Genomic DNA, 20,695 nt, shown 5'->3' on the forward strand with positions numbered 1-20,695 from the left:
TTATTAAGGCAGGTTTATGCAACCCACCGATTCAAAGACATCTACAGCAGCTGATACTATGCCACAAACGAGCGATACCCAGACGATTACCATACCGCCCAATAAGAAGAAGTCCAAACCTTCTTCTAAGACCCGTCGTCGTCTAAAAGAAGCAGAGCCGCTGCCTTTTACTATTGATGGCTTATCACATGATGGTCGCGGCGTTGCGATATACGGCAATGGCTTTGGCGTAGATGATGGTCATATCGAGGACAAACATGGCAAAAAAGTCTTTGTCAGCTTTGCCTTGCCCGGTGAAAGCGCTTTGGTTAAATTGACCAACAGCCGTGCCAGCTTTGAGGAAGGCGATGCGATTAGCATCACGGCCAACCCAAACCCTGAGCGTGCTGTACCACCCTGCCCGCATTTTGGTGTCTGCGGTGGTTGTAACTTGCAACATTGGCAGCCAGATGGTCAAATCAATTTTAAACAGTCTGTATTGGCTGAAATGCTGATACATCAGGCCAACGTCGAGCCTGATACTTGGCTTGCACCCGTGGTCGGTGATCGCCTTGGCTATCGGACCAAAGCACGATTGGGCGTGCGCTATGTCGCTAAAAAAGAAACGGCCTTGGTCGGTTTCCGTGAGCGCTCTAGTAACTTTTTGGCGGAGTTAAACGAGTGTCACATCTTAGACCCACGAATCGGTTTTGAGATTGAGAACCTAAAAGCGCTTATCAGCACTTTAGAGAGTCGTAACAAGATTGCTCAGCTTGAATTGGCCATGGGCGAGCAAATAGATGAGCTGCCAGATGGCAATCAGCCTGTTGCCCTTATCGTGCGCAACTTGGAGCCATTATCAGACGCTGATGTAGAGAAACTAAAAGTATTTTTTGCCGCACGCAACTGGCAGTTATATCTACAATCTAAAGGTGCTGACAGCATCCAACGTATTGCCTTGACTGACAATGATGACATGAGCCAGCAGTTTGGACGCTTATACTATCAATTGCCAGAATTTGATCTTACTTTTGAATTTATCCCGACTGACTTTACCCAAGTCAACCTGTCGGTGAACCGTCAGATGACCAAGCTGGCTTGTGATTTGCTAGATTTAAAAGCAGGCGAACGGGTACTGGATTTATTCAGTGGTCTTGGTAACTTTAGCTTGCCACTTGCGCGCCTCGTTGGTGAAACAGGCTCCGTGGTAGGCGTAGAAGGTAGCGATGCAATGACCGCACGCGCCGCTGATAACGCACGTCGTAACGGTATCCATAACACTGAATTTTATACTCAAGACTTGACGCATGATTGTTCAGACCAACCTTGGGCCAATCAGGGTTTTGATGCACTATTGATTGATCCACCACGCTCTGGCGCGTGGGAGATTATGCAGTACTTGCCAAAGTTTAACGCTGAGCGCATCGTTTATGTTTCTTGTAATCCTGCCACGCTCGCCCGCGATACCAAGGCGTTATTGGAGCAAGGCTATCGTTTGACTCATGCTGGGGTGATGGATATGTTCTGCCATACGGGTCATGTTGAATCAATCGCTCGATTTGAAAAGTTATCAGCGTAAAGATAAACCTTTGAACTCAGTTAATATTTATATCGTCACACAGCTAGGGGATGACTTTGAATGAACGATAGCTGACGATAATTGCCGACTAAAGTCAGTTATTAAGTTACGCTATGCTTACCCTAATTACAGATCCTAGCTTGAATTACGGTTCAAAAATGATATAACTATAGATATAAATATAATGCTTTTTTAAACTAGTTAACTTGATTCATTTTTGATTTAGAGTGGCTATTAAGCATAGTTAAATAAAGAAATCAGCATGCCGTTTTTATAAAAAACGACTTTGCAAGTTAACAGTACAAATAACCTAACTACTTAAAGAGCAATATGTTAGCCATATTGCTCTTGCTGCTATCATTTTGACAGCTTTAAGCATTAAATATAATAACGATAAAATAAATGGACTTTTGTTTATTATAACGAGTTGTAAAACTCACCTAATAGATTGGGTGTTGTGCGTAATTCAACATAATAGATGCTAGAAATATAAATAGAGTGTTTTCCCTAGATCGAACTGCCGAGAGTATGACTTTATATCAATAGAATAAATAACAAGCATCTTTGATTGCAGACGGGGCAAAAACATTTTTGAAAATAGCTAAGAGGAGCAGGCTATGGTAAAAATCCGCGAAGGATTACCATTGATAGATGGACAAACCACGGAAACCGATAGTGCATCATTAGCAGCGCAGCTGGTTGCCAGTCAGCGCTCTCATCAATCTGCCAACAGCTATGCTCAATTACCGCTAGATATAAAACAGCAGCTAGAAACTCATAAGCTACACACTACTTTTGATCGCTCCGCACAGTACTCTTATCACAGTCATGATCCAAAACTAGAGAACGAGTCTCTAAAAAGCACTTTTACAGACGAAGAGAAAATCTCATCAGAAGCTTCTAATAATACCGACTTAGATCAGGCCAATATTGATGTGCCTGTTTGGCTTGATAATGTCGCAAAACGTATCGGTCAGGACTCTGTACCCAATCTGGCTATTGCCTGTGAGTTTATTCGTAGTCGCATGAATACGAGTGAATCTGAACGCTCTGGCGCATATGTCACTGGCATTGGCATGACTGATATTTTGACCTATTTATATCAAGACGAAAACGCCTTAGTCGCTGCCATGCTCTATCGTAGTGCACGCAAATCCATGGTAAGTTTGGCTGATATTGAAAAAAACTTTGGTACTGATGTCCATGTCTTAGTAAAAGACGCTTTGGCTCTGGGGAAGCTGTCTGCCATTATCGAGAGCAACAAACGTTTAGAAGATCACTTTGTCAATAACCAGCGCGATCAGTTATCAAATATCTATAGCATGCTCATTTCTGTCACCAATGACGTACGTGTCGTGCTAATTAAGCTAGCTGAACGTACTTTTGCCATGCGTGAGTTGTCTTTTTCTAACACTGAACGGCAACAGCGCGTTGCTCGTGAAGTAATGACTATTTATGCGCCACTCGCCCACCGCTTGGGTATTGCACAGCTAAAATGGGAGCTTGAAGACCTAGCTTTTCGCTACCTCGCTCCAGATCGTTATAAAGAGATTGCCAAGTTATTATCCGAAAAACGCAGCGAGCGCGAAGAGTACATTCAGCGTATGCAAGATAAGCTCAACCAATCTTTAGCAGACGCTGGAATTTGCGCGGATGTCTCAGGACGAGTAAAGCATATTTACTCTATTTATCGCAAAATGAAACTCAAAGGTTTGTCGTTTCACCAACTTTATGATATTCGTGCATTGCGCGTCCTAGTCGAAAACCCATCAGACTGCTATCACGTATTAGGACTGGTGCATGGCTTATGGCGGTATATTCCAGAACAGTTTGACGACTATATTACCAATCCAAATCCCAATGGCTATCGCTCTTTGCATACTGCCGTTATCGCCGAAAATAAATCGCTAGAGGTGCAAATTCGTACTCACAGTATGCACTTTGAAGCCGAGCTTGGTATGTGTGCTCATGTGAATTATAAAGAAGGCGGTAAAGGCAAAAAAGACAATTACTTAAACCAAAAAATCAGCTCATTGCGCCACCTACTCTCTATCAACAACCCAGTACACTCAAACTTAACAGGCGATGAAGATAACGATAATCAAGACATAAGCGAGTTTGAAGACGAAGAACAAATCGTTAACTTTGACGAGCTTGAGCGCATCTATGTCTTTAGCCGTGATGGTGATATCACCGAACTGCCAAAAGGTGCAACCGTCCTCGATTTTGCCTATTACGTGCATACACAAGTCGGTAATCGCGCCCAAGCCGCACGGGTTAATCAGCGCTATGTGCCTCTAACCTATCAGCTAAAAACGGGTGAGCAAGTAGAAATCATCACTAAAGCATCACGTGAGCCCAATCGTGATTGGCTAGTGGCGTCACTGGGCTATATTCATACCAATCGTGCACGCTCAAAACTACGTCAGTGGTTCAATAAGCAAGACCGTGATAAGAATATTGAGATTGGTCGGCAGATGCTCAAAAAAGAGCTTGAGCGCTTATCTGTACATCCAAACAGTATTGATTTGAACGACTATACACAGTTTTTTCATGTCAATAATACTGATGATATCGTCGTTGGCTTGGTAACGGGTGATATCGGACTACATCAGCTTACTGGACATATTTCCCGTCAGCTGCGTCTAGAGCCTGAAAAAGAACAAGAAGAGTATGCACCTAGCATTGATCCAAAATCTACAGGCTCGCTTGATGCTTATAAAATCAGCATCGATGGTCTAGATAATATTGAAGTCAATCTGGCCGGCTGCTGCCACCCTGTACATGGTGAACCTATCTCTGGTTATATCACCCAATCTCGCGGTGTCAGTGTACATAACCGTGGCTGCCCTGAATATATACGTCTGGTTGAACGTGATCCTGAACGCCAAATTAGCGCTGCTTGGAAGTCAAAGTCTGGTCGTTATCAGCCCGTAGATATTCATATTGAAGCTTATGATCGGCGTGGGTTATTACGAGACCTAACCCAAGTTATTGATAAAGAAAGCGTCAATATTCGTCAAGTTGAAACCTTAAGTACCGATGATAATATCGCTTCTTTGAAGTTTCATATTGAAGTCTCGGGTTTGGCACATTTGTCTAAACTGCTCGCCAAACTTGAGCAGCAGCCAGGAATTTTGCATGCACGTCGCGCTATTACCTAATGCCGGTCAGACCTCACATTTATTATTAATATCAAATCTCTTATCAATAAGGTTATAGTCAACCCACTATATTATAAAAGACCATTATGCCTGAGCTACCCGAAGTTGAAGCTACCAAAACCAGTCTTAAGCCGCTGTCAGGTCAAAAGCTTAACGCTATACAAGTATTCCAACCAAAGCTACGTTGGCCCATGCCTGATGATTTAGATACTCTGGTTGGCTATACTTTGCAGAGCATAGAACGCCGTGCAAAGTATCTGATATTAGATTTTTCTGCTAACACTGAGCGTTTAAACAACGCGCAAACAGTGAGTAAGGATTCCGTCATACAAGATACGCGGCAGTTGCTTGTTCATCTAGGAATGTCTGGAAGCCTACAACAATACCCTGTTGATACGGATAAGCGAAAACATGACCATTTAGTGATGACTTTTAGCGCTACCGATGGCAAGCACACACAGCTACACTATCATGACCCTAGACGCTTCGGTGCGGTATTATGGTGTGCAGACTATGGCGATAAACTACTCAATCATCTGGGTCCCGAACCTTTATCACACGAATTCACTGCTGAGTATTTATATCATCTCATTCAACGTACGACCGACAACAAAGACTCGCTAAATAAAAAAGCCAAAAGACGCCCTATCGCACGCCCCATTAAGTCCGTCATTATGGAACAGCAAATTGTGGTAGGTGTAGGCAATATTTATGCTACTGAAAGCTTATATTTAGCAGGTATTCATCCAGCTACCCCAGCGCATCAACTCACTCATGCGCAGATAGTAATGTTGGTCGATCATATTAAAACCATCTTACACAAAGCCATTGAGCTTGGAGGCTCAACTTTACGTGACTTTACTGTCGCCAGTGGACAAACAGGCTACTTTCAACAAACTCTAAATGTCTATGGCAGACAAGGTGAGTCATGTCCAAATTGTGATACGACACTTGATAATATCAAGCTAAATGGTCGTGCGAGCGTGTACTGCTCAAGCTGTCAGCCAGTTAACACATAAAAACCTGACACAACAATGCGTCATGCATTTATGTTGCTAATTGGCGCGCATCTTGCTTTAATAGTACCAACACTTACATAAATAGTGCACAGCATTTATTTATCTGTAATATTCAATCTAATTATCGTTGCTGCATTGTTCTATGGAGAAATTGTCTCTGTGTGAAAATAGCAGCAGCCATTCATCATACTAATTATGAGTTTTAGGATATCATTATGACTGTTAAAGCCAAGACCCAGCGCACCGCTAAGCGGAAGTTTTTTACGCTAGTTACAAGCTTAGGTTTAATGGCTGCCAGCATGCAGCCTGCCTTGGCAGCAATAGAAATAGATGAGACTGACTTCGGTCCTTCTTATGAAACGATGGTGGTTGATACCGTTGTAGGTAAGCCCTTACAGCTCGTAAATGCTGTTGCAGGCACTGCAGCCTACCTCGTTAGTCTGCCCTTCTCACTGATTGGTGGTAACGCAGATCAAGCGCAGCAGAAGCTATTCGTTGAGCCTTGGGATGCTATGGGACGTTGCCTAGGTTGCACCGTTGCAGAAGACAATTATTACAAAACACAGGCCGTTGATGATAACGTAGTACGTATTGTGGTTGACCAACCGTCAGAGATTTTAATTAATACTAATGACTATGTCATAGTTAACCAACCATAATACCAAGCCCAAAAAGTACGATTAGCAGTGTCAAACTCGCTAAGCCTACTAAGTGTAGTACTTGCACTCGTTTTCCTAGCCAATCTAATTTTTGGAAATGGTATAGCCATAAAATCAACGCAATAAAAAAGGCTAACTGAGGTTAGCCTTTTTTATTGGAAAATCATTGCTCGCTAAAGTTACTCTTATGCACCTTTTTTGCGACCATGACGCTTACGCTCACTTTCCGTCAAGTAGCGCTTACGAAGACGAATTGCCTTTGGTGTTACTTCTACTAGCTCATCATCTTGAATAAATTCAAGCGCCTGCTCAAGAGTAAACTTAATCGCAGGGGTCAAAGTCAAGGCTTCATCAGTACCACTAGCACGGACGTTAGTCAGCTGTTTAGCCGTTGTTGGGTTCACAGCCATATCATCGCTGCGTGAGTTCAGACCAACTATCATTCCTTCATAGACTTCAAGCTGTGGCTCAGCAAACAGTTTGCCGCGCTTTTGTAGGTTAAACAAAGCGAAACCTAAACATACGCCTTTTGCCATAGATACCAATACACCATTGGCACGGCCGCCGACATCACCGATTTTTTGTGGTCCATAATGAGAGAAGCTTGACGTCAAGATACCTGTACCTGAAGTCAGAGTCAAAAACTCAGAACGGAAGCCGATAAGACCACGAGCTGGCATCGTTGCTTCAATACGCATGCGACCTTTACCATCAAGTTGCATGTCAGTCATCTCACCTTTACGCAGACCCACTTGCTCCATGATAGCGCCTTGATGCTCTTCTTCAATATCAAAAATGACGTTTTCATACGGTTCTTGGAGCTTACCATCAACTTCTTTGACGATAACTTCTGGACCTGATACGCCAAGCTCAAAACCTTCACGGCGCATGTTTTCGATAAGTACTGATAAGTGCAGCTCACCGCGACCTGACACTTTAAATTTATCAGGAGACTCGGTATCTTCTACACGCAAGGCGACGTTATGAATCAGCTCACGCTCTAAACGCTCACGAATATTACGTGACGTCACAAACTTACCTTCACGACCAGCAAACGGTGAGTTATTAACCTGAAAGTTCATAGATACAGTTGGCTCATCGACCGTTAATGGTGGCAATGCTTCAACATGATTGGGATCACAGATAGTATCAGAGATATTAAGTGCATCGATACCTGTGATACAGATAATATCACCCGCTTGTGCATCTTCTACTTCGATACGCTCAAGACCATGATAGCCCATAATTTTTAAAATACGACCATTACGTGTTTTGCCGTCTTTATCAACCACAGTCACTGGCGTATTGGTTTTTACTCTACCACGCTGAATACGACCAATACCAATAACACCAACGAAGCTATTATAGTCAAGGCTTGATATTTGCATGCGGAATGGCGCATCTGCATCAACTTGAGGTGGTTGTACAACATCAACGATGGTTTTGAACAATGGCGTCATATCTTCAGCTAGGTTATCTGCTTCTAAACCAGCAATGCCATTGAGTGCTGAAGCATAAACAACTGGGAAATCAAGCTGTTCATCCGTGGCACCTAAGTTATCAAATAAATCAAAAATCTGATCCATTACCCAATCAGGGCGCGAACCTGGGCGGTCAATTTTGTTAATAACAACAATCGGCTTTAGGCCTTGTTCAAAGGCTTTTTGAGTCACAAAACGTGTCTGTGGCATTGGGCCGTCGACACCATCAACGACCAGTAGTACGCAGTCAACCATCGACATAACACGCTCTACTTCTCCACCAAAGTCGGCGTGACCTGGGGTGTCTACAATATTAATGCGGTATTCAGTATTATCAGTGCTATCCGTCCAGCGGATGGCTGTGTTTTTTGCCAAAATAGTAATGCCACGTTCTTGTTCAATATCACCTGAATCCATTGCACGTTCTGCAATGTTTGCACGATCGCCAAAAGTACCAGACTGATGTAATAATTTATCAACCAAGGTCGTTTTACCGTGATCAACGTGGGCAATGATTGCAATGTTACGCAGGTGTTTGATGTCGTTCGCCATATAAAATGCTCGTTTTATCTTAAAAAAATGCAGTAGCTGTAAGCGCCGCTGGATAAACTTTTATCGTAATGCAGATAGATATTATCACCATACTCTCATATCACTACACAATAGGCACAGTGAAATAATAACTAATGGTGAATCAAATTATCTATACTGATAAATCCATCGTACAGATAGCCATGCTAATGTACACTTTGTCAACTTACAAAGTGTTTGGGCAGCTAGTATAACATTATTGCATGATAATTTTATGCAATAACTTGTTATCTAAGAACATAAATAAAAAAAAGCCACCCATTGGGCTAATGCCAGTCAGTTAAGGCTGACTGGTATTTTTTTTGGGATATTTTTGTGGTTTACCCTTAACCACCCTCGGGCAAGATCGCTTTCTGCGTTCAGGAATGACAAACAATTTTCCTTCCTCTAAAACTGCATCTAACAACTTAGGGAAGAGTCCTGCAGCCTGTAAAGGCGCAAACCGTAAAAGATCAACAATCGTAATAGACACCATATGAAAGCTAATTCGTAGAGGGCTAACCTTAGCTCTAACTGCCATATATCGCATCAAACGTCTTATCAGATTATAAGCAATCATAAGCCCCCAGAACTCTTGTAACACAAGCTGTGGCAGCTTACTTCTTAACAACAGCCCCTGCTGTAGATCAGACTTAATTTCCTAAAAGCCATCTCGATCTCCCAGCGCTGCAAGTACAGCTGTGCCACTTTATCCTTAGTAAAGCGTTTATCATCTATTAAAGAGGTGATGTATCGTCTTATCTTACCCTCATAACGACACTCAATTAATCGAGCTTGCCAAGTATCGGGTAGGTTTGGATTTTTCTTTTGAGCTTGGGGAGAAACCGGCATTTGTATCAAGTAGTCCCCTTCACTAAAGGTTTCAATCACAGTGTAACGCAGATTATCTTTAGCCCGCATGAGCCAGTGACTGTTTGGATGGGTTTGTTGCCAACTAATCAGTAGGTCTGCTGAGAAATAGGCTCTATCAAAGAGCGTAATGCTGTTGTCTTGAATATTTAGCTGACGGGCTAATGTGATCTCTCCTTGACCCATATCTCCAAGGGTTGTGTCAATGATCTCATGCGTGTCAGTATTGATCAGGCATACCGAACGCATTTGGGGATAGGGCGCCTCTTTAGTTCTGCCTTTGCTTGAACTAAAGTACTGAAGGTTCTCATCAGTATAGGGTAGTGAGTATACGACACCGTCTACAGCTTGGACGCTAAGTCCCATAAAGTCTTGCTGCTGGGCTCGTGATTCTGTTTGGTAGTGAGCACTTAGTTGATGAAATAGCTGCTTTAGAGGCTCATGCCCGAGGCGTTGTCTTGCTTGTACCACTGCACTGGGTACGCAGGCCTGTGAGTCTATATTAAGCCGCATCTGCTCTGTGATATACCAAATTGAACGGTTTCGATATAAAGCTGTGCCGATGACTATCCAAACAACGTGTTCGGCAGGTAGCTTACGCCTTCTAATGCTCGCCTTGCCGGTATACTCTAAAGCTTGCTGTATCCACTCAGGATCTATTAATTCACTAAATTGTTCTAGGGTGTCTGGAATCCTTTTATGCGTCTCATTAATAGCGTCTTGTAGTCTCATAGTAAAATAGCCCATCTACTTATTAGATGGGCTATTTTATTACTTTTATTGAGTTTTTGCCTTAACTGACTGGCATTAGCACACTGGCGGGATTTTTTGTAACTCAAAAGAGTTTAACTTAACCAATAAGCGACTACTTACTGAACAACCATATCTTTAGTTTGTTCAACAGTCATTGTTTTGTCACCAGTGATGATGGCATAAACACGACGGTTCATAGCGCGACCTTCTTCAGTGTTGTTGTCTGCGATTGGACGGTCATAACCGTAACCAACAGTTGATAGACGGTTTGGAGCGATACCAAATTCGTTAGTCAACATAGATTTCACAGCAACCGCACGAGCTTCTGATAGACGTTGGTTGTAAGCGGCTGATGGGCCAGTCTTAGAAGCATGACCTTCAACGCGAGCGGTAGAGTTAGGATACTCACGCATCTTCTCTGCTACTTTAGCGATTTCAGGCTGGTATTGAGCTTTGATAGCTGACTTGTCGTTATCAAAGAATACACGTAGTTCCATTTTCAGCTCATCAGTAATATCTACTGCTACTGGGCAACCGCGCTCATCTACAACAACGTTCATTGGGGTGCCTGGACACTCATCGATGCTATCAGGTACACCATCACCGTCAGAATCAATGTCTTGCTCAACCACTACTACTGGTGGAGCAGTTACGCCTGGCTCTACTTGTGGTGGTACTGCTACTGTTGGTGCTAAGTGGCCACCAAGTACAACTTCTAGACCAGCTAGAGCCATACCTTCCCACCAGTTGTTATCAAAGTTGTGGATAGCACGTGCTTCACCACGTAAGCTTAGTGCATCGTTGATACGATACATAGCACCTAGACCTAGGTTACCGATGGTGTCTTTTGATTCTGACACTTCAGTACCAGCAGGCACATTGCTACCATCTGATGACCTATTATAGGCTTCTTGGTTTTCTACTTTGATTTTAGATTGACCAACACCAACTAGTGCATAGGACTTGAATGCACTATCAGTATAACCAGTGAACTCTTCAGTACCGATTAAAAAGTTACCAGAAATCATGGTTTGTTCAATGTCAAAACGGTTAGCACTTAGTGCTGCAGAATCATCAGATGCTTGGCCATCAGTATTTGATACACCGTACTCTACTTGGAACTGTGTAGAAGGCGTCAATTCAATACCTAGTGCGGCACCAGTGTACAGACCACTCTCTTTAGCAACACCACCGTTAGGACCACCGCGAGAACCGGCATTCGGAACACCAGCATACAAGTCTTTATCAGTACGTAGGATCTCACGCTGCTCATCATGCGCTTCGCCAGTGTAATGATAACCTAATAGTAATGGGCTAATAGTAACGCCAGCGTTTGCCGCTAGTGGCGCAGCTGCTACAGCAACTATAGCTAAAGCAATTTTATTCAATTTCATGGACTTCCTCCAAAGGATTATTTAAGTGATGCGTTAAGCATAACCACTTCCCAGATGAACTAAAAAACAGACATCGTTTACGGTTGTATAATTATACAACAAAACCAATTAGGGAGTAGCTTATCGATTATTAATTCAGTTTACAACTTTTTTCGTTATACAGCTACACATTATTACACGATAGTGTTGTAACTAAAACACAATAATCAACTCATTTTACTAAGAACAAACATAGTTTGCACTTATGTTCTTTTAAAAGCCCGCTCTTAATCTGATTAAGAACAGATTTTGTCTATTGCTTATTATCATTTTAGTACAACTAATTTTTTTTCTCTATTACAAAAACTTATCATTCACTAATTGAAACATATTTTGACAGTTGGCTTATATTCTGTTTATATAAAATAGTGAACATTATTTCAATGACTCATAGTTTGGTCCATAGTTGGTTCAATTTGCAATAAAACTAAAATAGCCGAGTTCAGATTCCATCAAACAGCATCACTAAGACTTAAGAGCTGGTTATAGACACACGAAAGATAAAAAGTATCAATACCACTAAAATACTGACTATAGGTAATAACAGCATATGACCACGTCACATAAGTCTTTATTAAGGAATCGGCAGATAGTTATCATTATGACACGTGTCTACTTGGCATTAGTAAATAATACTTCTATTAATAAGCCGGCATTAAAAGCCACTATTACAAAAAACAACTCTCACACGGGTAAAAAAGACTCTCTGGCTCATCCAGAACAAGGCTTCACTCTTACAGAGGTTATCGTAACCACTCTAGTTTTAGCCATTATAGCCACTATCGCTGTCCCAGCGATATTGACACAGCTCGCTAATATGGAAGCAAAGCGCGTCAGACACACCCTAATGAATACTTTTAGTACTGCGAAAGCTGAAAGCTATATTCGCAGGCAAAACCTAGTGGTCTGTTTGTCAGACTCAGGTGGCCGCTGTCATAAAGACAGTAATAAAGCACTGCTCTTATTCATCGATAACAATGACAACAAACATTTTGATCAGACCACAGACCACTTACTTAGTGAGCAGCATATCAATCCTAAATACGGCACTTTGCATCTAAGGGCTGGCAAGCGCCACTATGTCAGGTTTTATGGTGACTCAGGTAAACCACGTGGTCATTTTGGTCATATCAAATACTGTCCTAACAAAAGCTATAATCAAGCCATGTATCAAGTGTCTTTTAATCAAGTAGGTATCATTAAATACAAGCCCAACAGCGTACATGACACTGGATGCGCCGGTTAGTCTTTATTCAATGTTTCTTAATAGAGCACCTTGCATCATTTACGCATGGCTGCTTTCATCTGTTTTACTGCTTGCTCTAGACCCATAAACACAGCATCCGCTATCAGTGCATGCCCGATATTTAGCTCGTAGATACCGTCGATTTGAGCGATGGCATTGACATTGTCACGAGTAAGACCATGCCCTGCATTGATGAGTAGCTTATCATCCAGACGCTGTGCAGTGGCAGCCGCTTGTTGAATACGCTGTAACTCAGCATTTTGGGCGGTGACATCCTCTGCTAATCCCGCTTCTGCATAAGCCCCAGTATGGATCTCAATCGCATCAGCATGACAGTCAATGGCTGCTTGAATCTGCGTCTCATCCGGATCGACGAATAAAGAAACCTTGATACCTGCTGCATGTAGCTCATTGATATACTCTGTCAAATAAGCAGTTTGTTCTGCAATATCCAGACCACCTTCTGTAGTAAGCTCAGCGCGCTTTTCTGGCACTAAACATACCCAGTACGGCTTTACTTCACAGGCAATCGCCAACATTTCAGCCGTTGCCGCTATCTCTAAGTTAAGCCTGGTGGTGATTTTTTCTGCTATCTCATAGACATCAGCGTCTTGGATATGGCGACGATCTTCACGTAGATGAATCGTGATGCCATCAGCGCCCGCTTGCTCACATAATAATGCAGCTGCTACAGGGCTAGGATAGCTGACGCCGCGAGCTTGACGTAACGTTGCGACGTGATCGATATTAACGCCTAATAAAGGTGTATTTGCTGAATTTTTTGTTGAATGTTGTTGCATGGTCGTCATAAGAAATCCTTTGAATAATTTTTTATAGTTTTTTATAACTTATACCATTTGCAAAAATTAGAGTAACACGGAAAACTTGTGCAAGCACTACACCCAGTAGGCTTAACAAGTTTGACAAAGTTAATCGTACTTTTTGGATTTGGTATTATTTTGAATGTTGGTAAATCGAACATAGACTTAGATAAGAAAACATTGCCAAAAATAAACTCTATCATTGATAGCGCTGTTGCTGTTGCCATAGAAGACGGCTTTGCAGAGGTTGATAGTCAAGCAAATGATCTATCAAATGACGATGTAAGCGTGACCACGAGTTCAGGGTAGTATTAGCGATACCTATCTCTGCCATCTCGACAATCTCAGCGCCGCTAAACAAGGCTTGTGATGTAGGTATGATGCTTTTATCATCTTTAATAATAGGGGTAAATCCAACATCAGGTAAAAACCGATATTCACTGTCAGAGTTAATAGGCGCGAGTGTACTATCATGCGCCAATGTTAGCGCAAAGCCAAGCTCATTAAATAGATGTTGTTCAAATTGACGTAAACATAATCTCAGCTCATCGGCTGATAATGGCTGCTTCAGCTGTAGCAAGCTGTCTTGATAGTGCTGCCATAATACGGGCATTGCATCTTCAGTAGGCAGTAGCTTCCACAATATCTCGTTTAAATATAACGCAGCATATTGTTGTTGCCCTTTGATCTGCTTATAACGCGCTTGCTCTATACTAGCGATATTATTTGGCGTCGTTTCTTGAGCTAGTTGTGTTTGTTGTGGGGCTTCTTGGGAATGATTGCTCTGAGTATCAGCTGATTGAATAAACTGAGCTTGCGTAATATTGATTTGAGTAAATGTCTTCAGCTCACGCTTGCCTGTTGCAAACAACTGTAGCGGCTCAAACAGCGGCGCGCCTTTTTTACCAATACCATGTACAACTCCATGCTGCTGGGAGAACAAATAATAAAGGGCGCGCTTTTCTTGATAAGGACGCTGATGTAATAAATAACCCACTAATGCTTCATTGCGCATATATTATCACCTCAGCATCCGTTTGCTATTTATTACCTTTAACTGTATTTTCACTTTGAGCCGCCAAAACTACAGTTTTTATTAGAGCCTTATCTGATGCCTAAGTCAAATCCCAAATATGATCTGACTATTAATTATTAACTAATAACCCAGGCTTGTCAGCGCACGCTCATCATCTGACCAACCGCGCTTAACTTTCACCCACAGCGTTAACATGATTTTTTTGTCAAACAGCTGTTCCATATCTTTGCGGGCATCCATACCAACTTGCTTGATACGTTGACCTTTATCGCCAATAACAATGGCTTTTTGACCATTTCTCTCGACATAAATAGTCGCATCGATAAACGTACAGGCTTTACGTGGACGACCTGTCTTTGGATCAGTATGCGCCGGCTCATCTTTAAACTCATCAATCTGTACCGTTAAATCATAAGGTACCTCATCACCCGCACTACGCATGATTTTTTCACGAATGATTTCGCTGGCCAAAAACCTTTCAGAGCGATCAGTGATTTGTTCAGTGTCATAAATCGGTGATGCTTTTGGCAGGTGTGATGCAATAACCTCTTCTAAACGATCAAGGTTTTGGCTCTTGAGTGCCGAAACAGGGACAATATCAGCAAAGTCAAAGCTATCACTAAAAGTCTCAATGAGCGGTAAAAGTGTGCCTTTATCTTTCAAAGTATCCGCTTTATTGATAACCAATACCACAGTTAGATTGGTCTCACCAAGCTTTTGTAATGTCAATAAGTCGTCATCACGCCATTGATCAGAATCCACCACAAACAGCACCAAATCTACGTCCACTAACGCAGATACTGCAGCTTTATTCATACGCTCATTGATGGCACGCACTTCATTACGATGAATGCCAGGCGTATCTACAAACACCGCCTGCATCTCATTCGTACTTAAAATACCATGGATACGATGACGGGTAGTTTGTGGTTTGCGTGAAGTAATCGATAGCTTCTGACCCAACAAATGATTCATTAGGGTGGACTTACCAACGTTCGGGCGACCAACGATTGCTACATAACCCGCTTTAAAACCATCTGCAATTGGCGTACTGCCACTAGGCGCAAAAAAACTATCGATGGCATCATTGTTTTCAATCGCAGTGTCGTTGTCCGATTCAATATCAGCTTGTTGCTGAGTTGTAGTCAATGACTCTCCTATCTTTCTACTTTCTGAGGTTGCTTTCGCTTGTTCTGCGTTATTCATTTGGTTTGTGTTCGTATCTTCTGTCATATTATTGAGGTTATCTTCTGTATTAGATGGCAAGTCAGGGTGATTGCTCATAGGGTAATCCTGTGGGGTTTATCGGCTGAATCTAGCAGCCAACATGATGAAATCACTATATTAGTGAAAACCATATGGGCTAGACTATTATGTAGTTGGCAGTATATTGCTGAATATTTTGAAACGTATGCGTTATTTGTCATGAGTAATATCTAAAAAGATATGCCTTAAGACCAGCACTAATTTAAGGACGCTTTTTATATATTCCTGGTAGCTTATGCAATTGATTTATCATCAATTCAGCTGCTTTTTGCTCAGCGATACGGCGACTCTCACCAGACTCAGTAATATCAGGACAATTGTTAATATTGACCTGACAACGTACAACAAATATCTGATGCGGCGCATTACCACGCGTCTCTACCAGTTCATAGTGCGGCAAATCAAACTGCTTGGACTGCAGCCACTCTTGCAAACGGCTTTTGGCATCTTTGAGAACACGCTGTTCGTTGACGTTATCTATTAAGTCACCATACCAAGCAAGTACGCAGTTGCGTGTCACTTCCATGTCTTGACTGTCGAGATAAATAGCACCAATAAGCGACTCTACTGCATCAGCCAAGATCGAGGCACGATTACGTCCACCACCTTTGCGCTCACCAACACCCAGTATCAAATGGTTTGACAGCTCTAGCTTTTGTGCAATCGTCACCAATGACTCTTGGCGCACCAAAGTAGCACGCATACGAGTTAAACGGCCTTCATTTTGCGCAGGATAGCGGTGATATAACGCTTCACCGACAATCATACCTAACAGCGCGTCCCCTAAAAACTCCAAGCGTTCATAGTTTTTTTTGCTATCGAATGAGCGATGGGTCAAGGCGAGCTTTGGTAAGCTTAAATCGCCAAACTTATAACCTAGCTTGCGTGTCAATACTTCCAGACGTTGAATAAAGTCTAAGCTGATGGGCAAAGTCTCCATAGTTGCGCTATTTTTTTTGGTCGCAGGCAGCGCTTGGTACTGTTTTGGAGTTGATTTCATGCGTGGCTTTTGGCTATCCTTTTTTACGGCATTTTTGAAGATATTTAATATGTATTTGAGACAATTTTTATAATATCAGCTGACTGAGGATATAAATTGAGGTTACAAATTAAGCGCTCATCTGAATGTTCAATAGACCTTAGTTAAGGCTAATAAAAACTAGTTTTTGACAAAAGAGCCATTAGTCATTTTCTGCCATCTCAATCTCACCTTCAAAACGATTAACAATATCGACATTAGCAAAGAAATTATTGGTGACGTTATATTCTTTGTGGATAGCTAATTGGCCCGCTTTTTTATTTGTAAAGGTAAAGATATCTTCTGCATTGGTATCATAATGCGCATTAACCGAAAGCTGTCGATTGACACGCTCAACGAATTGTTTCGCTGTCTCGTTATTATTATTGGATTCTTTTAGCTGAGAGCTGAGTAACTTGGTGAGCTGATAATCACCGACTTGTGCCGGCGCAATCGCGATGACCAACTTCCCTGCAACGACTAAAAAGATCAATAGTAACACTATACCAGTCACACTAGCGCCACGCTGCGAATGCAAGCCCGTTATCTGCTGCACCATAACACCTCCTAATGGGTTCATATCCTAATATCTTCAATACTGTAATAGCAGTTATTAATTATTTTATACTCTGCTGCATATTTTATGTATTTAATATTTTATAAACAGAGCAGTATGATTGATATTAGCATAATATTCGCCTGACAAAACATCTACTAATCAATAGAGCCATTACGTGCAAAAGTTGGAAGGTTGAGACCTGGTGGCTTGTGCATCCAAGTATAGACAGCCTTGCCAGCTAAGTTATCATCAGGTACAAAGCCCCAAAAACGACCATCAGCACTCCGATCTCTGTTGTCACCCATGACGAAATAATTATCTTCAGGCACAGTAATACGCCACTGTGTCCCTGCTGAGCTGACGACTTCTGGTGATTCTTGCTGCAAAAACGGGGCATACTGCGCGCTGTTCATATTTGGTAGATAGCGAACTAAATGCGTATTATCGCCTTGAGTTTCTTCAAAGTATTGCGCTTGCGCTTCTTCTTCTTGTCCTACCTGCGCAGCCTCAGCTTCAGTCAATACTTGACCTGGCGCAATCTGCCCTGCTGGATATAACTGTGACGTAAGCTCAGCACTCGCTTTGAAACTGACTGGCTTGGTGTCGACTGGTACATCATTAATTGCAAGCTGACCATCGCTATAGCTGACGGTATCACCAGGTAAGCCAATGACCCGTTTTATATAATAAATACTAGGGTTATCAGGATAACGAAAGACGGCGACATCGCCATGCTCAGGACTGCCAGTATCCAAAACTTTATTATATGTCAATGGCAGACGCACGCCATAGGCGTATTTGTTGACGGCAATGAAATCGCCAGTGTATAAAGTTGGCACCATAGAAGATGACGGAATATTGAAAGGTTCAATCAAGAATGAACGTACCACTAATACGACAGCTAAGACGGGGAAAAAATCATATGCCCAACGCACCAACAAGCTTTCTTTGCCATGGCCACGAGTTTTGCGCTGTTTTAATGTCAGCTTATCTAACAGCCAAACTAGCCCTAAGCCTAGAGTTAATGGCACCAAAATCAAATTAAAATCAAAATCCATACTAAACTGCCTATTAACGCACTGCCTATCTAATGACCTTATAACTTGCACCGATCATAAGGATTTACTGATTCTCATAACATCGCTTACCAGCTAATCATAAATAGTGACAATCGCTGTCATGAGAAATTTAATCAGTTATTGATTATCGACCTGCAAGACTGCCAAGAAGGCTTCTTGTGGAATCTCCACGTTGCCGACCTGCTTCATGCGTTTTTTACCTTCTTTTTGCTTAGACAGCAGTTTTTTCTTACGAGAGATATCACCGCCATAACACTTCGCCAGTACATCTTTGCGCATGGCTTTGACCGTACTACGACCAATGATTTGACTACCAATCGCTGCTTGAATCGCAACATCAAACATCTGACGTGGAATCAGCTCTTTCATTTTAGTCACTAATTGATTGCCGCGATAGCGTGCTTGCTCTTGGTGCACAATCATCGCTAATGCGTCGACCTTATCACCGTTAATAAGCACATCGACTTTGACCAATTTATCCGCTTGGTAGCGCTCAAAATTATAGTCAAGTGACGCAAAACCGCGAGAGACTGATTTGAGGCGATCAAAGAAGTCCATCACCACTTCGCCCATAGGAATATCAAATATAAGCTGTACTTGTTTACCCATAAAGCGCATATCAACCTGCACACCGCGGCGCTCAATACAAAGCGTCATGACATTACCTAGATAGTCTTGCGGCACTAAAATTTGACAGCGAGCAATTGGCTCACGAAACTCTTCAATGTTGTTGGGCTCGGGCAGCTTTGATGGGTTATCCACATGAATAATATCGCCATTCTTTTTTTCAATCTCATAGATTACAGAAGGCGCAGTAGTGATGAGATCCAAGCCATATTCGCGCTCAAGCCGCTCTTGGATGATTTCCATGTGCAGCATTCCTAGGAAGCCACACCGAAAACCAAACCCTAATGCATCTGAAGTATCTGGTTCAAAAAACAGTGAGGCATCATTGATCTGTAGCTTTTGTAAGGCTTCACGGAATTTTTCAAAATCATTGGCATCGACAGGGAACAGACCTGAATAAACCTGTGGGGTAATTTGCTTAAACCCAGGAATACGCTCAACGTCAGGTGTCTTAGCATGCGTAATAGTGTCACCGACTGGCGCACCAGCAATGTCTTTGATACCCGCAATGATAAAACCAACCTCGCCTGCCTGCAAGATACCAGTATCTAAAGGCTTGGGAGTAAAAACACCAATCGAGCTAACTGGATGCGCTTCTTTGGTCGATTTGATATAAACTTTGTCGCCTTTCTTCACAGTGCCTTCACGTACACGCACTAAAGAGACAACACCCAAATAACTATCAAACCATGAGTCAATGATTAGCGCCTGCAGCGGTGCTTCACGATCACCAGTCGGTGCAGGGATAAACTCAACCAACGCCTCAAGTAGTTTATCGACACCCAAGCCGGATTTGGCTGATACTCGCGGGGCATCTACTGCATCAATTCCAATGATATCTTCAATCTCTTGAATGACGCGTTCAGGCTCAACCTGTGGCAAATCAATCTTATTTAAGACGGCCATTACTTCTAGGCCTTGATCGACCGCGGTATAACAGTTGGCTACGGACTGTGCTTCAACACCTTGTGCCGCATCAACCACCAATAGCGCACCTTCACAAGCCGCTAAGGAACGTGACACTTCATAAGAAAAATCGACGTGACCTGGCGTATCGATAAAGTTAAGCTGATAACGCTCACCATTGAGATGATCATAATAGAGAGTGACCGATTGCGCTTTAATAGTGATACCACGCTCACGTTCAATATCCATGGAATCCAGTACTTGTGCCTGCATCTCACGGTCTTGCAGGGCACCGCACATTTGAATAAAACGATCGGCAAGCGTCGACTTACCATGATCAATGTGGGCAATGATAGAAAAGTTACGAATATTGGCTAATGCAGTCACAAAGCGCCTACTAAATAAAAGGTGATTGGATAATCGTTCGTCGCCCATTTGGTTCAAGGAACAAGGGCCATATAACGGTTATTGGATAAATTTATCAACAAAAACTATAAATAAAATCTTAATAAATATATTGGTAATGCAACTGTGCTATTAAAATTAGCCATATCAGTTGCTACATATAGGACGTGTGCAAACTGTGCTCATTTGATAGCCTTCAATAATAAACATTGCTATCGATAACAG

16 protein-coding genes are annotated in these 20,695 nt (G+C 42.3%); 5 read left to right on the plus strand and 11 right to left on the minus strand.

Annotation, left to right across the window (positions count from 1 at the left end; genetic code table 11):
• Positions 1–16: 16 nt before the first annotated feature.
• The 4 genes from rlmD (at position 17) to JMX03_RS12065 (ending at position 6,400) form a co-directional block, all read left to right on the plus strand.
• On the plus strand, positions 17–1,558 hold the full coding sequence (rlmD, locus tag JMX03_RS12050) for a 23S rRNA (uracil(1939)-C(5))-methyltransferase RlmD (protein ID WP_201596996.1): 1,542 nt from the start codon (positions 17–19) through the stop codon (positions 1,556–1,558).
• Positions 1,559–2,175: 617 nt separating this feature from the next.
• A complete protein-coding gene (locus JMX03_RS12055; RefSeq protein ID WP_201596998.1) occupies positions 2,176–4,722 on the plus strand; it encodes a RelA/SpoT family protein in 2,547 nt (848 codons plus the stop codon).
• An 86-nt stretch (positions 4,723–4,808) separates the two neighbouring features.
• Complete coding sequence (gene mutM / locus JMX03_RS12060) at positions 4,809–5,741, plus strand: bifunctional DNA-formamidopyrimidine glycosylase/DNA-(apurinic or apyrimidinic site) lyase (protein ID WP_201597001.1); 933 nt, start codon at positions 4,809–4,811, stop codon at positions 5,739–5,741.
• Between the two features lie 215 nt (positions 5,742–5,956).
• The gene (locus JMX03_RS12065; protein ID WP_201597003.1) at positions 5,957–6,400 is read left to right on the plus strand and encodes a hypothetical protein; all 444 of its coding nucleotides are present in this window, start codon (positions 5,957–5,959) and stop codon (positions 6,398–6,400) included.
• 185 nt (positions 6,401–6,585) lie between these two features.
• Here JMX03_RS12065 and typA read toward each other — a convergent pair whose 3' ends face one another.
• The 4 genes from typA to JMX03_RS12080 all read right to left on the minus strand — a co-directional run bounded on the left by typA (position 6,586) and on the right by JMX03_RS12080 (position 11,468).
• Positions 6,586–8,433, minus strand: coding sequence for a translational GTPase TypA (gene typA / locus JMX03_RS12070; RefSeq protein ID WP_201597005.1), 1,848 nt, complete (start codon positions 8,431–8,433; stop codon positions 6,586–6,588).
• A gap of 319 nt (positions 8,434–8,752) precedes the next feature.
• The gene (locus tag JMX03_RS15040; protein WP_227695690.1) at positions 8,753–9,031 is read right to left on the minus strand and encodes a hypothetical protein; all 279 of its coding nucleotides are present in this window, start codon (positions 9,029–9,031) and stop codon (positions 8,753–8,755) included.
• Positions 9,032–9,075: 44 nt separating this feature from the next.
• A complete protein-coding gene (locus JMX03_RS12075) occupies positions 9,076–10,068 on the minus strand; it encodes an IS4 family transposase (protein ID WP_227695698.1) in 993 nt (330 codons plus the stop codon).
• A 122-nt stretch (positions 10,069–10,190) separates the two neighbouring features.
• On the minus strand, positions 10,191–11,468 hold the full coding sequence (locus tag JMX03_RS12080) for an OmpA family protein (protein WP_201597007.1): 1,278 nt from the start codon (positions 11,466–11,468) through the stop codon (positions 10,191–10,193).
• Positions 11,469–12,108: 640 nt separating this feature from the next.
• On the opposite strand from JMX03_RS12080, the gene JMX03_RS12085 reads away from it, so the two are divergent.
• Positions 12,109–12,753, plus strand: a complete 645-nt coding sequence (locus tag JMX03_RS12085) for a pilus assembly FimT family protein (RefSeq protein WP_201597009.1) — start codon at positions 12,109–12,111, stop codon at positions 12,751–12,753.
• A 35-nt stretch (positions 12,754–12,788) separates the two neighbouring features.
• Here the strand turns inward: JMX03_RS12085 and JMX03_RS12090 are convergent, their stop codons facing one another.
• The 7 genes from JMX03_RS12090 to lepA all read right to left on the minus strand — a co-directional run bounded on the left by JMX03_RS12090 (position 12,789) and on the right by lepA (position 20,500).
• Positions 12,789–13,562, minus strand: coding sequence for a pyridoxine 5'-phosphate synthase (locus JMX03_RS12090; RefSeq protein WP_201597011.1), 774 nt, complete (start codon positions 13,560–13,562; stop codon positions 12,789–12,791).
• A gap of 211 nt (positions 13,563–13,773) precedes the next feature.
• Complete coding sequence (gene recO, locus JMX03_RS12095; RefSeq protein ID WP_201597013.1) at positions 13,774–14,589, minus strand: DNA repair protein RecO; 816 nt, start codon at positions 14,587–14,589, stop codon at positions 13,774–13,776.
• A gap of 141 nt (positions 14,590–14,730) precedes the next feature.
• The gene (gene era, locus JMX03_RS12100) at positions 14,731–15,894 is read right to left on the minus strand and encodes a GTPase Era (RefSeq protein ID WP_227695706.1); all 1,164 of its coding nucleotides are present in this window, start codon (positions 15,892–15,894) and stop codon (positions 14,731–14,733) included.
• A gap of 184 nt (positions 15,895–16,078) precedes the next feature.
• Positions 16,079–16,876: a ribonuclease III gene (gene rnc, locus JMX03_RS12105; RefSeq protein ID WP_201597015.1), complete on the minus strand. Its 798-nt coding sequence runs from the start codon at positions 16,874–16,876 to the stop codon at positions 16,079–16,081.
• 181 nt (positions 16,877–17,057) lie between these two features.
• A complete protein-coding gene (locus JMX03_RS12110; protein ID WP_227677620.1) occupies positions 17,058–17,474 on the minus strand; it encodes a DUF4845 domain-containing protein in 417 nt (138 codons plus the stop codon).
• A 134-nt stretch (positions 17,475–17,608) separates the two neighbouring features.
• A complete protein-coding gene (gene lepB, locus JMX03_RS12115; protein ID WP_201597017.1) occupies positions 17,609–18,511 on the minus strand; it encodes a signal peptidase I in 903 nt (300 codons plus the stop codon).
• A gap of 138 nt (positions 18,512–18,649) precedes the next feature.
• On the minus strand, positions 18,650–20,500 hold the full coding sequence (gene lepA / locus JMX03_RS12120) for a translation elongation factor 4 (RefSeq protein WP_406947724.1): 1,851 nt from the start codon (positions 20,498–20,500) through the stop codon (positions 18,650–18,652).
• Positions 20,501–20,695: the final 195 nt, after the last annotated feature.

The sequence above is a fragment of the Psychrobacter fulvigenes genome (assembly GCF_904846155.1).
In the GTDB taxonomy this organism is placed as follows: Bacteria; Pseudomonadota; Gammaproteobacteria; order Pseudomonadales; family Moraxellaceae; genus Psychrobacter; species Psychrobacter fulvigenes.